This window comes from Pseudomonas sp. GW101-3H06 (assembly GCF_059424605.1).
On the sequence record NZ_JBWKZO010000001.1, the window covers coordinates 4466445 to 4484789 of the forward strand.

18 protein-coding genes and 1 pseudogene are annotated in these 18345 nt (G+C 59.9%); 9 read left to right on the top strand and 10 right to left on the bottom strand.

Going from position 1 to position 18345, the window contains the following annotated elements; all coding sequences use genetic code 11:
* Positions 1 to 125: 125 nt before the first annotated feature.
* The gene (locus tag AC07ZE_RS20295; protein WP_207266387.1) at positions 126 to 860 is read right to left on the bottom strand and encodes a thioesterase II family protein; all 735 of its coding nucleotides are present in this window, start codon (positions 858 to 860) and stop codon (positions 126 to 128) included.
* A 108-nt stretch (positions 861 to 968) separates the two neighbouring features.
* A complete protein-coding gene (locus tag AC07ZE_RS20300; protein ID WP_207266388.1) occupies positions 969 to 2141 on the bottom strand; it encodes an MFS transporter in 1173 nt (390 codons plus the stop codon).
* Between the two features lie 352 nt (positions 2142 to 2493).
* On the opposite strand from AC07ZE_RS20300, the gene idi reads away from it, so the two are divergent.
* From idi to AC07ZE_RS20320, 4 genes and pseudogenes are all read left to right on the top strand, one after another.
* Entirely contained in the window at positions 2494 to 3039 is a 546-nt protein-coding gene (idi, locus tag AC07ZE_RS20305; protein WP_207266389.1) for an isopentenyl-diphosphate Delta-isomerase, read from the top strand.
* A 120-nt stretch (positions 3040 to 3159) separates the two neighbouring features.
* Complete coding sequence (locus tag AC07ZE_RS20310) at positions 3160 to 4179, top strand: terpene synthase family protein (RefSeq protein WP_207266390.1); 1020 nt, start codon at positions 3160 to 3162, stop codon at positions 4177 to 4179.
* Between the two features lie 108 nt (positions 4180 to 4287).
* A pseudogene (locus AC07ZE_RS20315) lies at positions 4288 to 5302 on the top strand (glycoside hydrolase family 15 protein); the annotation flags it as partial.
* A 232-nt stretch (positions 5303 to 5534) separates the two neighbouring features.
* Positions 5535 to 5918, top strand: a complete 384-nt coding sequence (locus tag AC07ZE_RS20320) for a hypothetical protein (protein ID WP_207266391.1) — start codon at positions 5535 to 5537, stop codon at positions 5916 to 5918.
* Between the two features lie 45 nt (positions 5919 to 5963).
* On the opposite strand, the gene AC07ZE_RS20325 is transcribed toward AC07ZE_RS20320, so the two are convergent.
* Positions 5964 to 6947 (bottom strand): GlxA family transcriptional regulator, encoded by a 984-nt coding sequence (locus AC07ZE_RS20325; RefSeq protein WP_207266392.1) that lies wholly within the window; start codon positions 6945 to 6947, stop codon positions 5964 to 5966.
* An 89-nt stretch (positions 6948 to 7036) separates the two neighbouring features.
* Between AC07ZE_RS20325 and inhA the strand changes: the two genes are divergently transcribed.
* Complete coding sequence (gene inhA, locus AC07ZE_RS20330; RefSeq protein ID WP_207266393.1) at positions 7037 to 7723, top strand: isonitrile hydratase; 687 nt, start codon at positions 7037 to 7039, stop codon at positions 7721 to 7723.
* A 270-nt stretch (positions 7724 to 7993) separates the two neighbouring features.
* Here inhA and AC07ZE_RS20335 read toward each other — a convergent pair whose 3' ends face one another.
* Together AC07ZE_RS20335 and AC07ZE_RS20340 are read right to left on the bottom strand one after the other, a co-directional pair.
* Positions 7994 to 8809 carry an aminoglycoside phosphotransferase family protein gene (locus tag AC07ZE_RS20335; RefSeq protein WP_207266394.1) on the bottom strand — a complete coding sequence of 272 codons (816 nt, stop codon included), beginning with the start codon at positions 8807 to 8809 and terminating at the stop codon, positions 7994 to 7996.
* A complete protein-coding gene (locus tag AC07ZE_RS20340; protein WP_207266395.1) occupies positions 8802 to 9290 on the bottom strand; it encodes an SRPBCC family protein in 489 nt (162 codons plus the stop codon). The genes AC07ZE_RS20335 and AC07ZE_RS20340 overlap by 8 nt, the downstream gene beginning before the upstream one ends.
* 202 nt (positions 9291 to 9492) lie before the next feature.
* On the opposite strand from AC07ZE_RS20340, the gene AC07ZE_RS20345 reads away from it, so the two are divergent.
* A complete protein-coding gene (locus AC07ZE_RS20345; protein WP_207267859.1) occupies positions 9493 to 10416 on the top strand; it encodes an ADP-ribosylglycohydrolase family protein in 924 nt (307 codons plus the stop codon).
* A gap of 48 nt (positions 10417 to 10464) precedes the next feature.
* On the top strand, positions 10465 to 10866 hold the full coding sequence (locus tag AC07ZE_RS20350) for a lysozyme inhibitor LprI family protein (protein WP_207266396.1): 402 nt from the start codon (positions 10465 to 10467) through the stop codon (positions 10864 to 10866).
* Positions 10867 to 10985: 119 nt separating this feature from the next.
* Here AC07ZE_RS20350 and peaD read toward each other — a convergent pair whose 3' ends face one another.
* From peaD to peaA, 4 genes are all read right to left on the bottom strand, one after another.
* Complete coding sequence (gene peaD / locus AC07ZE_RS20355) at positions 10986 to 12104, bottom strand: quinohemoprotein amine dehydrogenase subunit beta (RefSeq protein WP_207266397.1); 1119 nt, start codon at positions 12102 to 12104, stop codon at positions 10986 to 10988.
* A 24-nt stretch (positions 12105 to 12128) separates the two neighbouring features.
* Positions 12129 to 12452 (bottom strand): quinohemoprotein amine dehydrogenase subunit gamma, encoded by a 324-nt coding sequence (gene qhpC / locus AC07ZE_RS20360; RefSeq protein WP_008016081.1) that lies wholly within the window; start codon positions 12450 to 12452, stop codon positions 12129 to 12131.
* A gap of 1 nt (position 12453) precedes the next feature.
* Entirely contained in the window at positions 12454 to 13884 is a 1431-nt protein-coding gene (gene peaB, locus AC07ZE_RS20365; protein ID WP_207266398.1) for a quinohemoprotein amine dehydrogenase maturation protein, read from the bottom strand.
* Between the two features lie 82 nt (positions 13885 to 13966).
* A complete protein-coding gene (gene peaA / locus AC07ZE_RS20370) occupies positions 13967 to 15547 on the bottom strand; it encodes a quinohemoprotein amine dehydrogenase subunit alpha (RefSeq protein ID WP_207266399.1) in 1581 nt (526 codons plus the stop codon).
* Positions 15548 to 15888: 341 nt separating this feature from the next.
* Between peaA and AC07ZE_RS20375 the strand changes: the two genes are divergently transcribed.
* The gene (locus AC07ZE_RS20375) at positions 15889 to 16245 is read left to right on the top strand and encodes a hypothetical protein (protein WP_207266400.1); all 357 of its coding nucleotides are present in this window, start codon (positions 15889 to 15891) and stop codon (positions 16243 to 16245) included.
* A 49-nt stretch (positions 16246 to 16294) separates the two neighbouring features.
* Here the strand turns inward: AC07ZE_RS20375 and AC07ZE_RS20380 are convergent, their stop codons facing one another.
* Positions 16295 to 16549: a DUF1652 domain-containing protein gene (locus AC07ZE_RS20380; protein ID WP_207266401.1), complete on the bottom strand. Its 255-nt coding sequence runs from the start codon at positions 16547 to 16549 to the stop codon at positions 16295 to 16297.
* A 276-nt stretch (positions 16550 to 16825) separates the two neighbouring features.
* Here AC07ZE_RS20380 and AC07ZE_RS20385 point away from each other — a divergent pair, with 276 nt between their 5' ends.
* A complete protein-coding gene (locus AC07ZE_RS20385; RefSeq protein WP_207266402.1) occupies positions 16826 to 18316 on the top strand; it encodes an aldehyde dehydrogenase family protein in 1491 nt (496 codons plus the stop codon).
* Positions 18317 to 18345: the final 29 nt, after the last annotated feature.

Here is an 18345-nt window from a genome sequence, read left to right on the forward strand (position 1 = left end):
GCAGGCCGGAAAAATTAGCGAATGAGAATAAGTATCAGGATGAGATAGAGCGCGGTGTGTGAGACGCCACAAACCACTGTGGGAGCGAGCCTGCTCGCTCCCACAGGGATTGAGTGATTTGGAAGTCAGCTGAGCGCCATCAGCCCATGCCGCCGATGATGAACCTCCAGCTGGTCCTTGATCACCTTGAGCACCTTGGCCTCATGCTCATGGATGAAGAAGTGTCCGCCAGCGAACATGTCCAGGGAAAAACTGCCACGGGTTTCCCTGCTCCAGCCGATCAGTTGTTCAGCGGTGGCCCGGTCGGTCTTGCCGCCAAGCACGTGTAACGGGCACTTGAGCAGTGGCCGCTGCAGCGGCTCGAACCGTCCGCACAACTGGAAATCGGCGCGCAGGATCGGCAGTGTCAGGCTCATCAGCTCTTCGTTGGCCAGCACTTCTTCGCTGGTGCCGTTGAGCGTGCGCAGTTGTTCGATCAGTTCGGCATCGGTCTTGGGCTCGGCAAAACCGCGGTCATAGTCCGCGCGCAGGGTCGGCGCCGCGGTGCCGGAGGCGAACAGCGCCACCGGCTCGGGACAGCCAAGCGAGCGAAACGCATGGGCCATTTCACAAGCCAGCAACGCGCCGAGGCTGTGGCCGAACAGCGCGTAAGGCGCCTTGAGCGTGTTCTTTTGTTCCTGCGCCAATTGCAGCGCCAGCCGCCGCATATCGGTGTGCAACGGCTCGCCATACCGCGTGCCCCGCCCCGGCAGCTCCACCGGTTGCACGTTCAGCCACTGCGGCAGTTTGCTCCGCCAGCGGCTGTAGACCATGGCGCTCGCGCCCGAATAGGGCAGGCACAGCAATGTCAGCTGGGTCACCGGGCTTACCTCGAAAAGTTGTCTGCTAAGAGAACGGATGAGTGCCGAAGAGAATTAGTCGTACAGATAACCCTGCGGGAGCGAGCAGGCTCGCACACAGTTAAATCATCATTTCAGATGGCGATAGCTTTGCACCGCCGAACCCAGGACGACTGCCCCGGCGGCAATCGCCACCCAAAACCCGCTGCGCGCCCCGAACGCATCCACCAGCCAGCCGGAACTGGCGGCGCCGATCGCCACGCCGATGCTCAATCCGGTGACCAGCCAGGTCAGGCCTTCGGTGAGTTTGGCCGGCGGTACGATCTGCTCCACCAGGGCCATCGCAACAATCAGGGTCGGGGCAAAAAACAGTCCGGCGACGAACACCGCCAGCGACAACCCGAGAATGTTCACCGCCAGCAGCAGCGGCAAGGTCGTCACCGCCGTTGCCACCCCGCCGTAGAGAAACAGCCGCGGCAGCGGCACCTTCGAGCGCAGCGCGCCGAAGGCCAACCCGGCCAGGCAGGAACCGATGGCATACACCGACAGCACAATACTTGCCGCCGCCGGCTGGCCCTGATGCTGGGCGAACGCCACGCTGACCACATCGATCACGCCGACGATGGTGCCCATGGCGACCATCAACAGCATCAGCCACTGGATGTCCACGGAGCGGATGATCGAGCCGAAATGATGGGCCTCGTGGGGATGTACCGCAGGTTCGGTGCTGCGCTGCAAGACAAACGCCGTGACGCCGATGGCCAGCATCAGCAGCGCCGCCAACGGCCCTGCCTCGGGGAACGCCACCACACACAGGCCCACCGACAACGGCGGCCCGACAATAAAGCAGACTTCGTCCAGCACCGACTCCAGGGCATAGGCCGTTTGCAGTTGCGGCTGGCCGCGATACACCTCGGTCCAGCGCGCGCGCACCATCGCCGACATGCTCGGCATGCAACCGGCCAACGCAGCGAACACGAACAGCGTCCATTGCGGCGCCTGCAAACGGGTGCAGAGCAACACCAGCAACAACGCCCCGCCTCCGACCAGCGCCGACACCGGCAGAATCCGCCGCTGACCGAAACGGTCCACCAGCCGCGACACCTGCGGCGCACAAAATGCCGTGGCCAAGGCAAAAGTCGCCGCCACAGCCCCCGCCAGACCATAGCCGCCCTGCAACTGCGAAAGCATGGTGATCAGGCCGATACCGGTCATGGAAATCGGCATGCGCGCGATCATCCCGGCCAGCACGAATGCTCTGCTGCCTGGAGCCTTGAACAGCTCGCGATAAGGGTTTGCCATGGGTCCGGCCTCAACAAAGGGCCTGCAACTTGCCACAACGGCATATCGTGGGGATAGCAGCAATTTGTTGGTGGAATGTGAAGCGCCAGAGCGTTCAGGATGCAATGCAAGTCTGCCAGTTGAACAACAGTTCCCCCTGAGCGATCTCGCGCGATTTAAAAAGCAACCGAAGTTATACAAAAACCATAAATCCGTAGATCTGCAAATCCAACTCGTTCAAGACCTAAACAATCTAAGTAATCCCTTGAAAGACCGCACTTCAGCAACTAATTTTTTGCTCGACAGATAAGTATTTCTCTACGCAGTCGGTCAGTAGTAACGCCCAGTAGCGAAGACATCATGGAGTCCAGCTATGGAAGAGTTACTGATACTGGTCGACAAGCACGATCGAAAACAGGGTTGCGCCCCAAAGTTGCAGGCTCATCAACAAGGCCTGTTGCATCGCGCGTTTTCGATTTTCATATTCGACCAGGATGGCCGCGTCCTGCTGCAACAGCGCGCTTTCGGCAAATACCACTCTCAAGGCTTGTGGACCAATACCTGTTGCGGTCATCCGCGACCAGGCGAACGAACCCTGGCGGCAGCGAAACGCCGTTTGCAGGAAGAGATGGGCATCACCTGCTCCCTGCGCAAAGTTGCTTCGCTGCTCTACTGCGAACAGGTGTCGAACCAGCTCATCGAACATGAGTACGACCATGTCTTCGTCGGTATCAGCGGTACCGATCCCATCGCCAATCCCGAAGAAGCCCACAGCTGGCAGTGGATATCGCTCACGCAGATTCCAGCGAGCATTGCCGCTGCCCCCGACACGTTCAGCATCTGGTTTCGCCGGATATTCGAAACCACCCGCCCGGCCGACTTCAAAGCGTGGATAAAGTTGGCGCAAAAACGTTTTTAGATCGCCAACACAACAACAAAAGCTACCCGCGGCGAAGTTCCCGCGCGATGTTCACTGCAACTTACGCACGCCACTTCAATCGGGTTACGGATGTAAAAAACCGTAAAAATGGAGAACGCCATGAGTCATCAGCCAACACTGGAAGCAAGCACCTCACCGCTGAAAATTGCCCCCTTTGTCGTACGCCCGCTGCGCTGTCCAGCGCCTTCGCGAATCGACGATGCACTCGGAGAGGAGGTCAATCATCGGCTGATGTCCTGGGTGGAAGGCATCGGTATCTTTGCCGGCAAGCTGAAAAAAATCCGCGATTCGAATTTCGGTCGCTACGCCATGCTGTGCCATACGGATACGGACGATCCTGATCGTCTCCTGCTCCAGGGTCAGTGCCTGGCGGCGTTGTTCGCAGTCGATGATCATTTTTGCGACGACCGTTCGCTCGGCTGCAGTCCCGCCACCGTCGCCCCTCGCCTTTCGTTTGCCATCGCCGCCATGGATCCGGTCTATCTGCCGCGGCCCTTCGACACTGAACTGGAGCGCCAGCTCGACAGTGACCCGGTGTTGATCGGCCTGCGCGCCTACATGAAGCGGGTCGAACAGTTCTGCACGCCCTCGCAAGTCGCCCGGGTTCGCCAGATCAGCATCGCCATGTTCGTGACCATGGCCGCCGAGGGTGCCTGGCGCATTTATGGCACCCGTCCGACCATCGCCGAATACCTGGCCAGCCGTCAGGTCAACAGCTTCTGGCCGTGCCTGGTGTTGATCGATCCCGTTGGCGGGTACGAGGTACCGGCCGACCTCTATTCGCGACCTGACGTCCATCGCATCACCGCACTGGCGTCCCTAGCGACCACGCTGGTCAACGATCTCTATTCTGCTTACAAGGAACACGTGAACGAGGTCGGCGCATTCAAACTGCCCTACCTGCTTGCCAGCAAGCACCATTGCACCCTGCAGCAGGCAATTGATCGCATTGCCGATATTCATGACGACGTGATGCGCGATTACGAAGCCGCCGAGCACACTCTGTTGATCGAAGCCTCACCTCTGCTGCGCCGCTACCTGACGGGGCTGAAGGCATGGATCGCCGGGAATCTGGAATGGCACAAACACAGCGCGCGATACCACGTTGATCCGCTGTAACGCATGGTGTTTCCAAGGGGCTGACACCGCTATCTCTCAGACAAATGAACTCCAGGCCATCCCGACCAGTCCTCTGATCAGGCTCTCAGCTTCCGGAGTTTCGCGACAATGCCTGATCAGCACCCCGAACGCCAAAGCCCCATCGACGCCCACGGCATCATCGGCGACATGCGCAGTGGCCGCGCTGGTCAATGACAAGGGCAGCGTGGATTTTTTCTGCTGGCCGGAATTCGACAGCCCATCTATTTTCAGTTCGCTGCTCGACACCCCCGAGGCCGGTATTTTCCAGTTGTCCCCGGACTTGCCAGACGCTCGGCGCGAACAGATCTACCTGCCGGATACCAACGTGCTGCAAACCCGCTGGCTCAGCGACCGCGCCGTGGTCGAAATCACCGATCTGCTGCCCATCGGCGACAGCGAAGATGACTTGCCGGTGCTGATGCGCCGGGTACGGGTAGTCAGTGGCCAGGCAACGTTCAACCTGCGCTGCGCCGTACGACATGACTATGCCCGCGCCCATACCCGCGCCCGCATCGATAAAAAAGACGTGGTCTTCGAAGCTATCAATCAGCCGTCCCTGCGCTTGTCATCAGATCAAACCTTGAGTCTCCATGGCAGCGCCGCCGTCGGCGGATTCACCCTCGAACAGGACCAGGCCGCCGAGTTTCTGCTCGGCGCCATCGACGACCCGCGCTTCAAGGCAGGTGCCGCCGAGTTATGCCTGCAACGCACGCTGAAGTTCTGGCGCGACTGGATCGGCCAATCCAACTACCGCGGTCGCTGGCGGGAAATGGTCAACCGTTCGGCATTGGCGATGAAGCTACTGACCTCGCGCAAACACGGTGCGATCCTCGCCGCCGCGACCTTCGGCTTGCCGGAGACCGTCGGTGGCGAACGCAACTGGGATTACCGCTACACCTGGATCCGCGATGCCTCGTTCACCGTCTACGCCTTCATGCGCCTGGGCTTCGTCGAAGAGGCCAATGCCTATATGCGCTGGTTGCGCCGACGGGTCAGCGACTGTCATGGCAAGCCAATGAAACTCAACATTCTCTACGGCATCGACGGCCGCCAGCAATTGCCGGAAATCGAACTCACGGACCTTGAAGGCCATGGCGGTGCGAACGGAAGTTGAGTGGGGAGAAGAGTTTTTGGCAGCCTTGAATATCTGACGCTGCCCATCCCCTCACCACAAAAGCTCCGCCGCGACAGGTGCCTTGCAAGTCCCAAGTCCTACATTTTTTAAACAAAACATCCGGAAATACCCTGTTGCCAGCCGTTACGTCCCCACCTAACATCCCGCTCCAACGGGCACAGCGGAGCTGTCCAACAAAACCCGAATTCAAGGAACAAGAATGACCCAGCGCATCCACCGCAGCATCGACCTCCCCCTGCGAACCGGCCTGAACCGCGACGAACTGTGGGACGCCCACGACAAGGGCCTGATCAAATGCTGGGAAATCGGCCGCCAACGCGCCGCCCGTTTTCCCGATCTCGCCCAACAATGCCTCGCCGGTGAACTGCCGGTGCTGGGCTGGAAAGGCGGCGTCAGCCGCAGCCTGAAAAAACTCGAAAAGTACGGTTCGCTCAAATACCTCGCCCAATGGCAGGGTTTGCGAGGGGAGGATCTGGATGTGGATTTGGGTGAAGAGCGGGCGCTGACTTGCTCCCGCACGGGCATGATGGTGACGTTTACCCCGGATCGGACGAAGTACTTCAATCAGGTGGCGGAAGCTTGAGCTGTTGCTTCGGATTTATTCTGAAACCACCTGATACGGCCATGCTCACGGCGTTACTGGATCTGCTGCAACGCTGACCGAAAACCGCTCTCGATAAGCTTGCGGCGTCACGCCCATGGCCCGCAGGAAACTGCGGCGCAGGGTTTCTTCGCTGCCGAATCCGCATTGCACGGCGACGCGTTTGATCGGCACGCCGGTATCGCTGAGCAGGCGCCGCGCCGTTTCGACGCGGATCAGTTCGATGGCCCGGGCCGGGGTCTGGCCAGTGTCGGCGCGGTAGTGGCGCACGAAGCTGCGCTCGCTCATGCCGGCCTGCAGAGCCAGGGTGGGGATGCCGAGATCCTTGGTAAGGTTTTCGCTGATCCAGGCGTGAAGTTCGTCGAACCGGTTGCCTTCTTTCTGCAGGGACAGGGTCACGCTGAATTGCGACTGGCCACCGGGCCGTTTGAGAAACACCACCAATTGCCGGGCGACTTCCAGAGCCATGTTGCGGCCAAGGTCGGCTTCGACCATTGCCAGCGCCAGGTCGATCCCGGCGGTCACCCCGGCCGAGGTCCAGACCGGACCGTCGTTGATGAAAATCGGATTGGGCTCGACCTGCAACTTCGGGTGTTGCTGCGCCAGCTGTTCGCAACGGGTCCAGTGGGTGACCACGCGCCGACCATCGAGCCAGCCGCTGGCCGCCAGCAAAAACGCCCCGGTGCACACCGATGCAACCCGTCGACACTGCAACCCATGCTCGCGCACCCAGTTCACCAGTGACGGGTCGCCCGCCGCCGCGTAAACACCCCACCCCCCGGCGATGATCAAGGTGTCACTGCCCTGCTCGGGCAAGGGCTCGGCCAATAGCGCCAAGCCCGCCGACGACATCACCGCCCCGCCACCGCTGGCAATCACCGATGGCGCATAAGGCGTGGGCGCACCTTGCTGGCGGGCGATGTCGTTGGCCGAGGCGAACACCTGCAACGGCCCGGTGACATCGAGCAGTTGCACATTGGCAAACGCGAGTACGTGAATGGTTTTCGGCATTTGGCGTAATTCGTGGGGTGATTGGCGTGTACGCCAAATCCTAAGCACCTACATTGAAGTCGTCCACCCACTTTCAGGAGAAAAACATCATGACCTTGCAGATCGGTTTTCTGTTGTTTCCACAGGTGCAGCAACTCGACCTCACCGGCCCTTACGACGTACTGGCCTCGTTGCCGGATGTGAAGGTGCATTTGATCTGGAAGGACCTGATGCCCATCACCGCCAGCACCGGCCTGCTACTCAAACCGACCACCACCTTCGAGGACTGCCCGGCGCTGGACGTGATTTGCGTACCCGGCGGCGCCGGTGTCGGGCCGTTGATGGAAGATGATCAGGCCCTGGCGTTCATCAAGACCCAGGCCGACAATGCACGTTACGTCACCTCGGTGTGCACCGGTGCGCTGGTACTCGGCGCGGCGGGATTGCTCAAGGGCAAGCGCGCCACGACTCACTGGGCCTATCACGAGTTGCTGGCGCCGTTGGGAGCGACTCCTGTGAAGGACCGGGTGGTGCGCGACGGCAATCTGCTCACGGGGGGCGGGATCACTGCCGGCATCGATTTTGCCCTGACCCTGGCCGCCGAGCTGTTCGATGAGGACACCGCCGAGCTGGTGCAATTGCAACTGGAATACGCGCCGGCACCACCGTTCCAGGCTGGCAGCCCGGAAACAGCGCCGGTCAGCGTGCTGGAGGAAGCTCGCCTACGCGCCGCGGGGTCGCTGAAACTGCGCGCGCAAATCACCGAACGCGCTGCGGCGAAACTCGACCGCCTGTAAAAAAAATGGCTGCTAGAGCCAAAGCCTCGCAGCCATTACTTTTCATACGCCCATAAAAAAACCCGCCGAAGCGGGTTTTTCCAAGACCATTACGACTCCCTGTCGTCAGCATTCCGTGCAAATGGCCGATCATCCATGATCCTGAGCACTCCCTGTGCTTCAGTGGGTAAAGCCAGAATACGCATCGGATCCAATCTGCAATAGGCGACATAGCTACCATCGCGTGTAAGACATTCGCTATAGCAGCCCTTCCGAAAACCCTTAGATGCGTCAAACATTAAGCCTGGAGGCCGCGAGTTTCGCGACCTGCAGCTGACCTTGCGCCGCCGTGCTTTCGCCATCTTCGAAAAACCAGGCTGCCGACAAACCGGCAAAAGCCAACACCCATTGCAGCAATCGGCGCCGCTCCAACCCACCCGCCTCGGCCACGACCTCGATCTGTCGCTGGAATCGTTGCGGGTCCGCTGCGGTTGGCAACTCGGGATTGCAGATCAGGTTGGCGTAATCGAAGCCGCGCTCGCCGATCACCCGTTTGGGATCGATGGCCAGCCAGCCACGCGGACCGAAATCCAGGACATTGTCGTGATGCATGTCGCCATGCAACACCACCACGTCCTGCGGCTCGGCCAACAAGGCTTCGGCTGTCGTCAGGCTCAGGGTATAAAGACCGCCCTGCTGCTCAGCCGCCAATCGCAGCGAGGCGAACCAGGGCGCCAGGGGAACCAGCGGCGGTGGCGGCGTCGGTCGCGGTGCATGCAAGTGCGCCAGCGCCGTACATAAAATACGACTGGCCTCGTCGTCCTGCCCGTTGAGCGCCATGCGCATCAAAGACCGCTGCCCCATGGCACGTTCGAGTAACAAAGCGTCGCCATGGTGCTCGTAAACCCGGGCAGCGCCGTCGCCGTTCCACCAGTTCATCAACAGATTGCCGAACTTCTCCTCAATATCGACGGCAATCTTCAACATGGCCGGCACATCACCCCGGCGTACCGGCAGCAGGCAGCTGCCGGGCGTGAGGATGGGTGCACCGTCGGGCTTGAGTTCCCACCGTTGCAGCCACGGGTCGAACGTACTGTCGTCAGTCACTCTCACGCTCGCGGGCCTTGGCGCTTTCAACGAGAAAGTGTTCAAGCCTGCCCAACTGCTCTTCCCAGCCACGGCTGTCCATGTAATACGCCTCCTTCTGGCGTATGTCTGGAATGTGCGCGAAACCCGACTCGGACACCTTGAGCAGCGTGCCACCCTCGTAGTCCGCCAGCTCGAATTTGACCAACGTGGTCGGCTCCTGGGAGTAGTCGATCTTCGGGTTCACCGCGTAGGGGTGCCAGCGAAACGAAAACAACTGCTGGGGTTCGACCCGCTCGACCAGCACATTCCACAACACATGTTCATAACCGGGATACGTGACCTGCCCCTGCGTCCACTCCCCGGCAATGAAACGCCGGCCTTCGAGCGCAACGCCAAACCATTGACCGAACGCCTCTGCATCGACCAATGCACGCCATACATGGGAGCGCGGCGACTTGAGCATTATTTTGCGTTCAAAACTATTGGGTACTGGTTTCATACGTCACCTCCTGTACTGAACAACAGTAGGCCTGTAAGACCACATGTCCAGTGCGAAAGTTGTACCTATAGGGTCTTTGATCCACTTGTTCGAAATATTCGGCTGCATTTTTGTCGATAAGTTCGTGGGAACGCAGGAAAGTCAGTTGATCGAAACTGCTAACGTTTCCGGTCACAAAACCAACATGAAAAAAGGAAAACTCATGCTGCCTTCACTCTCGGAACGTTTTCGCGGGACCTTGCTGGGCCTGGCCTGCGGCGATGCCGTTGGCACCAGTGTCGAGTTTCAGCCACGCGATTCATTTCCTCCTCTGACCGACATGATGGGCGGTGGTCCTTTCAATCTGAAGCCTGGGCAATGGACCGATGACACTTCAATGGCGCTGTGTCTGGCCGAAAGCCTGTTGATAAAAAATGGCTTCGACGCTACCGACCAAATGACTCGCTACCTTGATTGGTGGCGAAATGGTTACCTGAGCTCTACCGGAGAATGCTTCGACATTGGCATGACCATCCGCGATGCGCTTGCCCGGTATCAGGCGACCGGCGATCCCTACGCCGGCTCCAACGATCCTTACACGGCTGGCAACGGCTCGCTGATGCGGCTGGCGCCGGTGGTCTTGTACTACTTTCCTGATTGCGAGCGAGTCCGGGCATTTTCTGCCAGCAGTTCGCGAACCACACACGCCGCACCGGAAGCGCTCGAATGCTGCCAGTTCTTCGCCGAGCTGATTCGCAAAGCTTTGCAAGGCGCGCACAAGTCGGATCTGCGAATCCTGCCAGAGACAACATTTATTGAGCCCAGAGTTGCGGCAATTGCCCAAGGTGAGTACCTGGATAAGCCCAGAAGTGCCATCCACGGTAGCGGATATTGCATTGCTTCACTGGAAGCGGCTTTATGGTGTTTTCATCACACTGACAACTTCAAAGCCGCCATTCTGGAAGCGGCTAATCTTGGCGATGATGCTGATACCACCGCCGCCATCGTCGGCCAATTGGCTGGCGCCCACTATGGTGTATCGGACATTCCCGCCTCATGGCTGGCACTGCTGCACAGTCGTGAAAACATCGAGGTTTATGCCGATCAGTTGCTCAAGGCTTCAACGTCTCCCAGTTCAAGCGGATAACGCTTCGCTACACTGCACCAATTCCCACGTTCACAGAGAGTTTCCCCCATGCACTCACGCGTTCTCCTGGCGCTGACGCCTTTGCTTTTCACTTTTGAGGCTCATGCCGTGGACTGCGACAACGCCACCGACCAGGCCACGATGAACCAATGTGCGTCGCAGCAACACGCGGCGGCGGACAAGGAGTTGAATGTGCTGTACCAGCAGATTACTTCGCGGTTCAAGGGCAATCCTGACAGCAAGAAACTGTTGGTGGGCGCGCAGCGTTCGTGGATTGCGTTTCGTGATGCCGAGTGCAAGTTTTCGGCGTCGGGCGTGGAAGGCGGCAGTGTTTATCCGCTGATCTACAGCCATTGCGTGACAGAGTTGACCAAGGCGCGGGTGCAGACGTTCAAGACTTACTTGAAGTGCCAGGAGGGGGATTTGGGGTGTCCGGTGCCGGGGGTTTGATGATTTAGCGTCTGTCAGGGCCTCTTCGCGAGCAGGCTCGCTCCCACAGTTGACCGAGTTCTTTCAGTAAGAATGCGATCAAAATGTGGGAGCGAGCCTGCTCGCGAAGGCGCCAGCATTTACCGCACGAAAATCTGCGCCGTGGTGATCGCCATATCCCCGCCCGGCAACTTGATGTTGCCGATCTGTTTCAGGCTGTCGGCATCGAAGATCGCCACATCATTGAACGTCCCGGCCAGGTAGATCTTGCTGCCGTCCTTGTTGAAGGAAATGCAGTAGTAGGAATGATCAAGCGTCGCCGCCTGCAGCATCTTTTTCTCCTTGATGTCGTACTTGGCCAGGCGATTGAGCACACCGAACATCAGGTTCGGGTCTTTCGGCGAGCGCATGCCACTGAAGTAGATTTCGGTCAGAGGTCCGAAGTCGGTGGTTTCGGTCTTGCCGGTCTTCAAGTCAACGCTGAACAGGCCATACAGGTATTGCGCCGTCGCCGGGTCCTGTTTCTTGTCCTTGAACTTCGCGGTGGTGTAAAGCAGCGAGAAGTCGTGGCGCCAGGTCTGCTGGTTCCACACGTAGAGCACATCCGGCGCGCTGTAGTTCGCACGTTTCCAGTGACGGCTGGGGATCAGCACGTCGAACTTGCCGGTCTGTACGTTGACCTTGTAGACGTCCGCCCCCGCCACGTACAGCGTGCCGTCGTCACCGCTCTGCATGATGGTCAGCTGCCGGGGCGCCGGGAAACTGCGCACCGGTTTGGCGTCCAGGCCGGCGTCGGTCGCGTACACATCGAGCCGCGGCGGCTGCACTTCGTAGCGATCATTGAGCATCAAGGTCGGGTTGGCGACGGTGTACAGCTCCTTGCCGTCATGGCTGACGGTGAAGGCAAACATCGACTTGGCTTTCTCCCCCGGCTTCTGGGTGATGCTGGCGTGGAACACCTGTTTGCAGCTGTCCAGTTCGACGCCGTAGACATCCGCGTAGTGATTGTTCAACACGTAGGCAGTCTTGCGATCCGGCGACAGCTGCACGGTGCCGGGACCAAAGGCGTCCGGCATCTTGCAGGTCTTGAACAATGTATCGGTGGCCAGGTCGATCACGTGCAGGTTGTTCGGGTAATTGGTGGTCACCATGTACTCGTGACCGCCTTGCAACGCAGTGTTTTCATCGGCCAGAACCGTGAGCGAACAGGTGCTCAGGACGGCGAAAGCGGCCAGGCCGCAGGCTTTGATGCTGTGCATGCTGGAATCCTTCTTCTTGTCGAATCACTTGTCTTTGGGGAAGACAGTGCCGAGGTTTCGCCAGTTGTCGTTGGACGCCTGGGCATCCTTGTTCCAGTCCGGGTAGGTACTCATCATGTCCGGCACCTGGGCCGGCCACCAGCAAGGGTCGGAGCAGCCGTACAAGTCGGCTTCCATCGGCTGGCACAGCGACGACACACCGCCGAACGCGTCGATTTCCCAACCCGGATCAGTGGTCGAGGCGCAGCCCGCCACGGAACTCATCGCCACCACTTCTTCGATGCGGTTCTCGTCCGCGGCCTGATCCAGCTTCAACGCTTTGTTATTGATTGCCTTGAGATGTTTCATATCAGTGAGCCTTGCGCGGAGTGATGTAGCTGCTGATGAACGCAGGGTTATGGGTCATGATCCGGGTGTAGACCTCGATGCCGAAGTCGACCCAATCACGCATCAGTTCGCAGTAGTGGTAGGTCGGATGTGTCGGGTCGCCGTAGCGGGCGTAGCTTTCGTGGTAGCAGCCGCCGGAGCACAGGTTGCGGATCTGGCAGTCTTCGCAACCGGTGTTGGTGCGGTCCAGACGCTGGGACAGAAAGTCGTTCAACTCCACCTGTTTCACCCCGCTGTGAACGTTGCCGAAGGTCGGCAGGCTCGAACCGGTAAAACGGTGGCACAGGTTCAACTCACCCTTGTGATCCACTGCCAGCATCTTCAGGCCCGCGCCGCACGGCAGGGCTTTTTTGTGGCCTTCGTGGATGTCGGTGATCAGCTGATGCAGGTTGGAGAAACCGATGTTGCGGTGCTCCAGCGCGGCTTCCAGGTAGCGTCGCCCGAGGGCCTTCATGTTAGCGAACACCTGCACCAGTTCATCGCTGGTGAGGTTGAAGCTGCTGATGTCGCCGGAGGTCACCGGGGCGAAACCGACCTCGGCAAAACCCAGTTCGTTGAACAGGTGATCCCAGATGGTTTCAACATCGGTGACACCGGTGGTCAAGGTCACCCGCGCCCCCACCGGACGACTGTTGTAGCGCGACAGCAGCATCTCGGCCTTGCGCCGCACCACATCGTAAGTGCCCTGCCCGCCCACAGTGATGCGGTTGCGGTCGTGCACGGTTTTCGGCCCGTCGATGCTCACCGACAAACCGAAGCGGTGGGCATTGAGATAGTCCACGGTTTCTTCGGTGAGCAGCGTGGCGTTGGTGGTCATGACGAACTCGACGAACTTGCCGGCCTCGGCAAAACGCTTTTCACAGTAATCGACCATGTACTCGATCAGCTTGCGATTGCTCAGCGGTTCTCCGCCGAAAAACACCACGGTAAAACGCTCTTCGTCCGGTGATTCCTTGAGCAGCATTTCCACTGAAGCGATGGCGGTTTCGACGTCCATTTTCTTGCCGGCCGATGGTTTGTCGAGGTCCTCCTTGTAGCAGTAGGTGCAGCTCAGGTTGCAGCCGGTGTTGACGTTGAGCACCACGGTATTGATCGCCGTGCGCTCGACACGCCTGGTGGCAATGTCAGGAGTCAGCGGTGAGCCGTCGCTGACCAGTTCCAGGGCCATCAGCTCGCGCAGGGTCTCGGTGATTTCCTCGCCGTTGAAGCGCGCGGCCAGGCGCTGGATCAGGTCGTCCGAAGAACAGCCGGGGCCGCGCAAGGTATCGATGATGGTGCCCGTCAGTTCATCACTGGCGAACAGCGAACTGCTGGGGATGTGAAACAGCATGCGGTCGGCATCGACCTGCACTTCGTGCAGGTTGCGTTCGACCAGATTCAAGATAGCGCCCATGGCAAACCTCCTGTGCAGGCCCCGCCTGGCGGGGCGTGCGGTCATTCCGAAAAGTGTCTGAATCGCTGCTGATCAGGACAACTCAAGGAATGGGTGGATTGTTCCAGCGTTGCACGGTCACGATCATGTGCCCTTCGCCGGTCAGGGAATTCCCTGCGTCGTCGATGGCGGCGATCACCTTGAGGTTGCCGGCATTGTTGGTGGACATTTTGCGTGCCGGGTTCGGCCCGGCATCGCCCGGCGTGAACACGCCGGTGTCGGCCTGCATGGTGCCGGCAAACTTGACGTCTTCGTCTTCCTTGGCGCGATCGTCGAAGGCTTCGACCTTCCACTGCGCCGGGAACACGCCGATACGATACGGCTTGCCATCGGTGCCCTTGCCCCAGGCTTCGGCATCGAAACGGCCCTGGACTTTCGGCGTTGATCCACCGCCGTCGCCGATCCGTGCCACCGAGAACTCCGGCACCACCTTGACCGAGGCGATCTTGTTGTAGACCGACAGGCTCGGGCCTTTCAGCGTGCCGACGGTCACCGCGCGCAGACCCGGCTGAGCGTTGGCCGCAGCCTTGAGCTTGACCTTGATACGCTCCGGGCTCTGTTCGATAACTTCGACCACTTCAACGCCTTTGCCGAAGTTTGGCTTGCCCGTCAGGCCGCTGCCGATCAGGGTGACTTCGGTTTCGGCACCCGCCTTCAGGTAACCCGGTTGAATGGCCAACAAACGGCTGGAACCTTGTTTGGCTGCGACAAAATCCAGACCTCGCTCATCATGCTCGGCCTCGAACATGCGACCCTGCATCGCATTGCCTTGGGCAGCGAACACTTGGCGCATGGTCACGCCGTCGATGTTCACATTGCCGCGCCATTCATAACCGGTGTAAAGGATTGCGCTGCCGTCACCGTTGAACGGCGTGCCGTCGGCGTATTGGCCCTTGACGCTGACCTTGAAGGTGTCGCTGCCGTCGCTGGTCACGTTCATCACTCCCGACAGCTCTCCCTTGCCTGGTAAATGACCGCTGAAGCTCCAGTCCCCCACCAGCGCCTCGCTTTTCGGCGCCGTACTCAGCCATTTTTTCCAGGCCGGATTGTCCAGTGGATAGCGTTTGGCCAGCAGCGGCACCATTTCTTTGCGGGCCAGGTCGAACCAGTCGCGGTCGCGGGACAGCGCCTGGTACTCCAGCGATGGCCATTGGCCGAGGTGGAAGTTCACCAGGCGCTCCCACTCCTGAGCCGGACGTCGCTGCAGGGCGACCCGTGCACCGGAGTGGCAGCGGCCGCACATCTGGCTGGTCTGGTCGTCGAACTGCTCGACGGTGTTCAGACGACGTTCCATGGCGTAGCGCACGCCGTCGGTCTCGCTCGGCGCCAGGCCCTGGGTGTCGGCCAAGTACTTGACCAGCGTCCGCCGGTCTTCGTCGCTGATCTGCAAACCGTGCATGGTCTGCATGCGGGCGATGCTCATCAGCCAGCCTTCCGGCGTCTTGCGCTGGTGGCTGATGCGGCTCAGGGCGTTATCGGCTTCAGGAGTGTGACAGCCCTGGCAGGTTTGCTTGAGGATGGTCTGGGCATCGCGGGCTGCCAGGCCGGGAGGCGAATGCAACGCTACGCAAGCTGCTACGGCCAGCAGGCTGGCGCTCATGCCTGATCGGAGTTTTCTCTTCATCAACGTCGAACCTCGCACGGTGCTTTCTTATTTTTGTGGCTTATCGTTTTTTTGGTTTCTGCCGTCGGCGTTGATCCGCTGACGGAGGCAAGAGAAACGTCTGCGATGAGCAATACACGGAGCGTGCCAGCTTGGCGATAAGCTTTTTAATCAATCACTTGCGCTGATTTGAGTGCACAAAGCCATGCCTGGACGCACTCACTGGCGTCTAATATCGCGACAGCTGTTGCAGTCTGAGACAGCATAGATGCCCTGCCGCAACAGCTCATCGGCCGGCCATTGACGACCGGCAGCGGCAAGCGCGAAATGGTTGTTCACCGATTGCCAGGAAGGGGATAAAAATGGCAAGCATCATTGTCCTGGCGGGGGACTTTCTGCAGGGTGACGGAGATTACCGGGATGGCGTTTTTACCCTGAGAACGTCGCTGCACCCGTGGCCCGGCATTACGCTCCCGCTGTCCAAATTCAAAAACCTGGAAGTGGCCAACGAGGAATCGATCAACAACATCAAGGAAGCCATCGGCTTCGGCGTGGCGGGTGCCATGCTGCTCGGGCCGATCGGCGCATTCGCCGGTTTCATGTTGGCGGGCAAGGAAACCGAAGTGACTTTTCTGGCAACGCTCAAGGATGACCGCAAGTTGCTGGCTGCCGCAGATAGCAGCACGTTTGAGGAAATTTCGCGAAAAATGGCCTCATGAGGCTACCAGGCACAGGCCGCACCACCCTCGTGGTGCGGCTGACGCGAACTCAGTGGTAGATCGTTGGTTGAGCGCCTTTGTGCGCTTCGATCTGTTGCCGCATTTCCGCCACCAGCGTCGCGATCCCGTGGACGGTGTCCAGTTTCCACAGCGGAACATGGGTGGCGACCAGGTCCACCTGACCGGTCATGCAATCGCAGACCCGAATCGTCAGCGACTGATCCGGCGCCATGCTGCAGGTACATACCGAGGGTAGAAAACTGCGCTCTATGATGCTTTGAATTTCCAGGGGTGAAAGGTTCATCGCTGCCTCCCTTACGCCAGAAGTTATGCCGGGAAAATGATCCCTCACTTCACCCACCGAACGAGGAAATTCTATTCCTCGCCAATGGGGGTCTCAAGATGACGGGCGGGCTGTTCGTCGTCTCACCTGCTGTCGCGATTTGCGACAAATGCATTAAACCAGCGAGCACCTCCGGCTTAGGAAAAACCCCCGCCAGACAAGGGCTCACCAGCCCTCCCGGGCACTTGGCACAGCCATTGCGAAGCTCCGTACACACGAACAACAAGAGGCCTCGCCATGTCGCTCCCTAACCTGCTTCCCGCCACTTCGGCATTTATCCAGCGCGCCCCGCGCATGCTCATCGGCGGCGATTGGGTCGAGGCCGCCGACGGCCAGACCATGAGCCTGCGCAACCCGGCCACCGGCGAAGAACTGTGCGTGGTGCCACGGGCCACGCCGGAGGATGTCGACAGAGCGGTGCTTGCCGCTCGTCAGGCATTCGATGATTCCGCCTGGACCCGCACCCGCCCCCGCGAGCGGCAGAACCTGTTGTGGAAACTCGCCGACCTGATGCAACGCGATGCCGAGCTGCTGGCACAGCTGGAATGCCTGAACAATGGCAAAAGCGCCGCCGTTGCCCAGGTGATGGACGTACAGCTGTCCATCGACTTCCTGCGCTACATGGCCGGCTGGGCGACCAAGATCGAAGGTTCCACGGTCGATGTGTCGGCGCCGCTGATGCCCAACGACCAGTTCCACAGTTTCATCCGCCGTGAAGCGGTGGGTGTGGTCGGCGCCATCGTCGCCTGGAACTTCCCGCTGCTGCTGGCCTGCTGGAAACTCGGCCCGGCCCTGGCCACGGGCTGCACCGTGGTGCTCAAACCCGCCGACGAAACTCCGCTGACCGCCCTGAAACTCGCCGAGCTTGTGCTGGAGGCTGGCTACCCCGAAGGGGTGTTCAACGTGGTCACCGGCACCGGCATCACCGCAGGTTCGGCCCTGACCCATAACCCGTTGGTGGACAAGCTGACCTTTACCGGCTCCACCGCCGTGGGCAAGCAGATCGGCAAGATCGCCATGGATTCGATGACCCGGGTCACCCTGGAACTGGGCGGCAAATCACCGACCCTCGTCATGGCCGACGCCGACCTGCCAAGCGCCGCCGCCGGTGCCGCCAGCGCGATTTTCTTCAACCAGGGCCAGGTCTGCTGCGCCGGCTCGCGCCTGTATGTGCAACGCAAGCATTTCGACAATGTGGTGGCGGACATCAGCGACATCGCCAACGCCATGAAACTCGGCAACGGCCTGGACCCGAGCGTCGAGATGGGGCCGTTGATCTCTGCCCGGCAACAAGAGCGGGTTTACGGCTACATCGAAAAAGGTCGGGAAAGCGGCGCGACCATCGCCTGCGGTGGCGAGCGGTTCGGGCCGGGTTTTTTCGTCAAGCCGACGGTCATCGTCGACGTCGATCAAAAGCATTCGCTGGTGCAGGAAGAAATCTTCGGCCCGGTGCTGGTGGCGATTCCGTTCGATGACGAAGCCGAAGCGCTGCGCTTGGCCAACGACAGCCCTTATGGCTTGGGGGCGAGCATCTGGTCCAATGACCTGGCGGCGGTGCACCGGATGATTCCACGGATCAAGTCCGGTTCGGTGTGGGTCAACTGCCACAGCGCCCTGGACCCGGCGCTGCCGTTCGGTGGTTACAAAATGTCCGGGGTCGGGAGAGAGATGGGGTATGCGGCGATCGAGCATTACACCGAGTTGAAATCGGTGTTGATCAAGTTGTAATTTGCGGCGTAAGTCAGACCGCCTTCGCG

What these genes read in the sequence shown, in the direction of transcription:
- AC07ZE_RS20300 (WP_207266388.1), bottom strand. Translation starts at nt 2,141, where the DNA reads ATGGCAAACCCTTATCGCGAGCTGTTCAAGGCTCCAGGCAGCAGAGCA.
- idi (WP_207266389.1), top strand. Translation starts at nt 2,494, where the DNA reads ATGGAAGAGTTACTGATACTGGTCGACAAGCACGATCGAAAACAGGGT.
- AC07ZE_RS20310 (WP_207266390.1), top strand. Translation starts at nt 3,160, where the DNA reads ATGAGTCATCAGCCAACACTGGAAGCAAGCACCTCACCGCTGAAAATT.
- AC07ZE_RS20320 (WP_207266391.1), top strand. Translation starts at nt 5,535, where the DNA reads ATGACCCAGCGCATCCACCGCAGCATCGACCTCCCCCTGCGAACCGGC.
- AC07ZE_RS20325 (WP_207266392.1), bottom strand. Translation starts at nt 6,947, where the DNA reads ATGCCGAAAACCATTCACGTACTCGCGTTTGCCAATGTGCAACTGCTC.
- inhA (WP_207266393.1), top strand. Translation starts at nt 7,037, where the DNA reads ATGACCTTGCAGATCGGTTTTCTGTTGTTTCCACAGGTGCAGCAACTC.
- AC07ZE_RS20340 (WP_207266395.1), bottom strand. Translation starts at nt 9,290, where the DNA reads ATGAAACCAGTACCCAATAGTTTTGAACGCAAAATAATGCTCAAGTCG.
- AC07ZE_RS20345 (WP_207267859.1), top strand. Translation starts at nt 9,493, where the DNA reads ATGCTGCCTTCACTCTCGGAACGTTTTCGCGGGACCTTGCTGGGCCTG.
- AC07ZE_RS20350 (WP_207266396.1), top strand. Translation starts at nt 10,465, where the DNA reads ATGCACTCACGCGTTCTCCTGGCGCTGACGCCTTTGCTTTTCACTTTT.
- peaD (WP_207266397.1), bottom strand. Translation starts at nt 12,104, where the DNA reads ATGCACAGCATCAAAGCCTGCGGCCTGGCCGCTTTCGCCGTCCTGAGC.
- qhpC (WP_008016081.1), bottom strand. Translation starts at nt 12,452, where the DNA reads ATGAAACATCTCAAGGCAATCAATAACAAAGCGTTGAAGCTGGATCAG.
- peaB (WP_207266398.1), bottom strand. Translation starts at nt 13,884, where the DNA reads ATGGGCGCTATCTTGAATCTGGTCGAACGCAACCTGCACGAAGTGCAG.
- peaA (WP_207266399.1), bottom strand. Translation starts at nt 15,547, where the DNA reads ATGAAGAGAAAACTCCGATCAGGCATGAGCGCCAGCCTGCTGGCCGTA.
- AC07ZE_RS20375 (WP_207266400.1), top strand. Translation starts at nt 15,889, where the DNA reads ATGGCAAGCATCATTGTCCTGGCGGGGGACTTTCTGCAGGGTGACGGA.
- AC07ZE_RS20380 (WP_207266401.1), bottom strand. Translation starts at nt 16,549, where the DNA reads ATGAACCTTTCACCCCTGGAAATTCAAAGCATCATAGAGCGCAGTTTT.
- AC07ZE_RS20385 (WP_207266402.1), top strand. Translation starts at nt 16,826, where the DNA reads ATGTCGCTCCCTAACCTGCTTCCCGCCACTTCGGCATTTATCCAGCGC.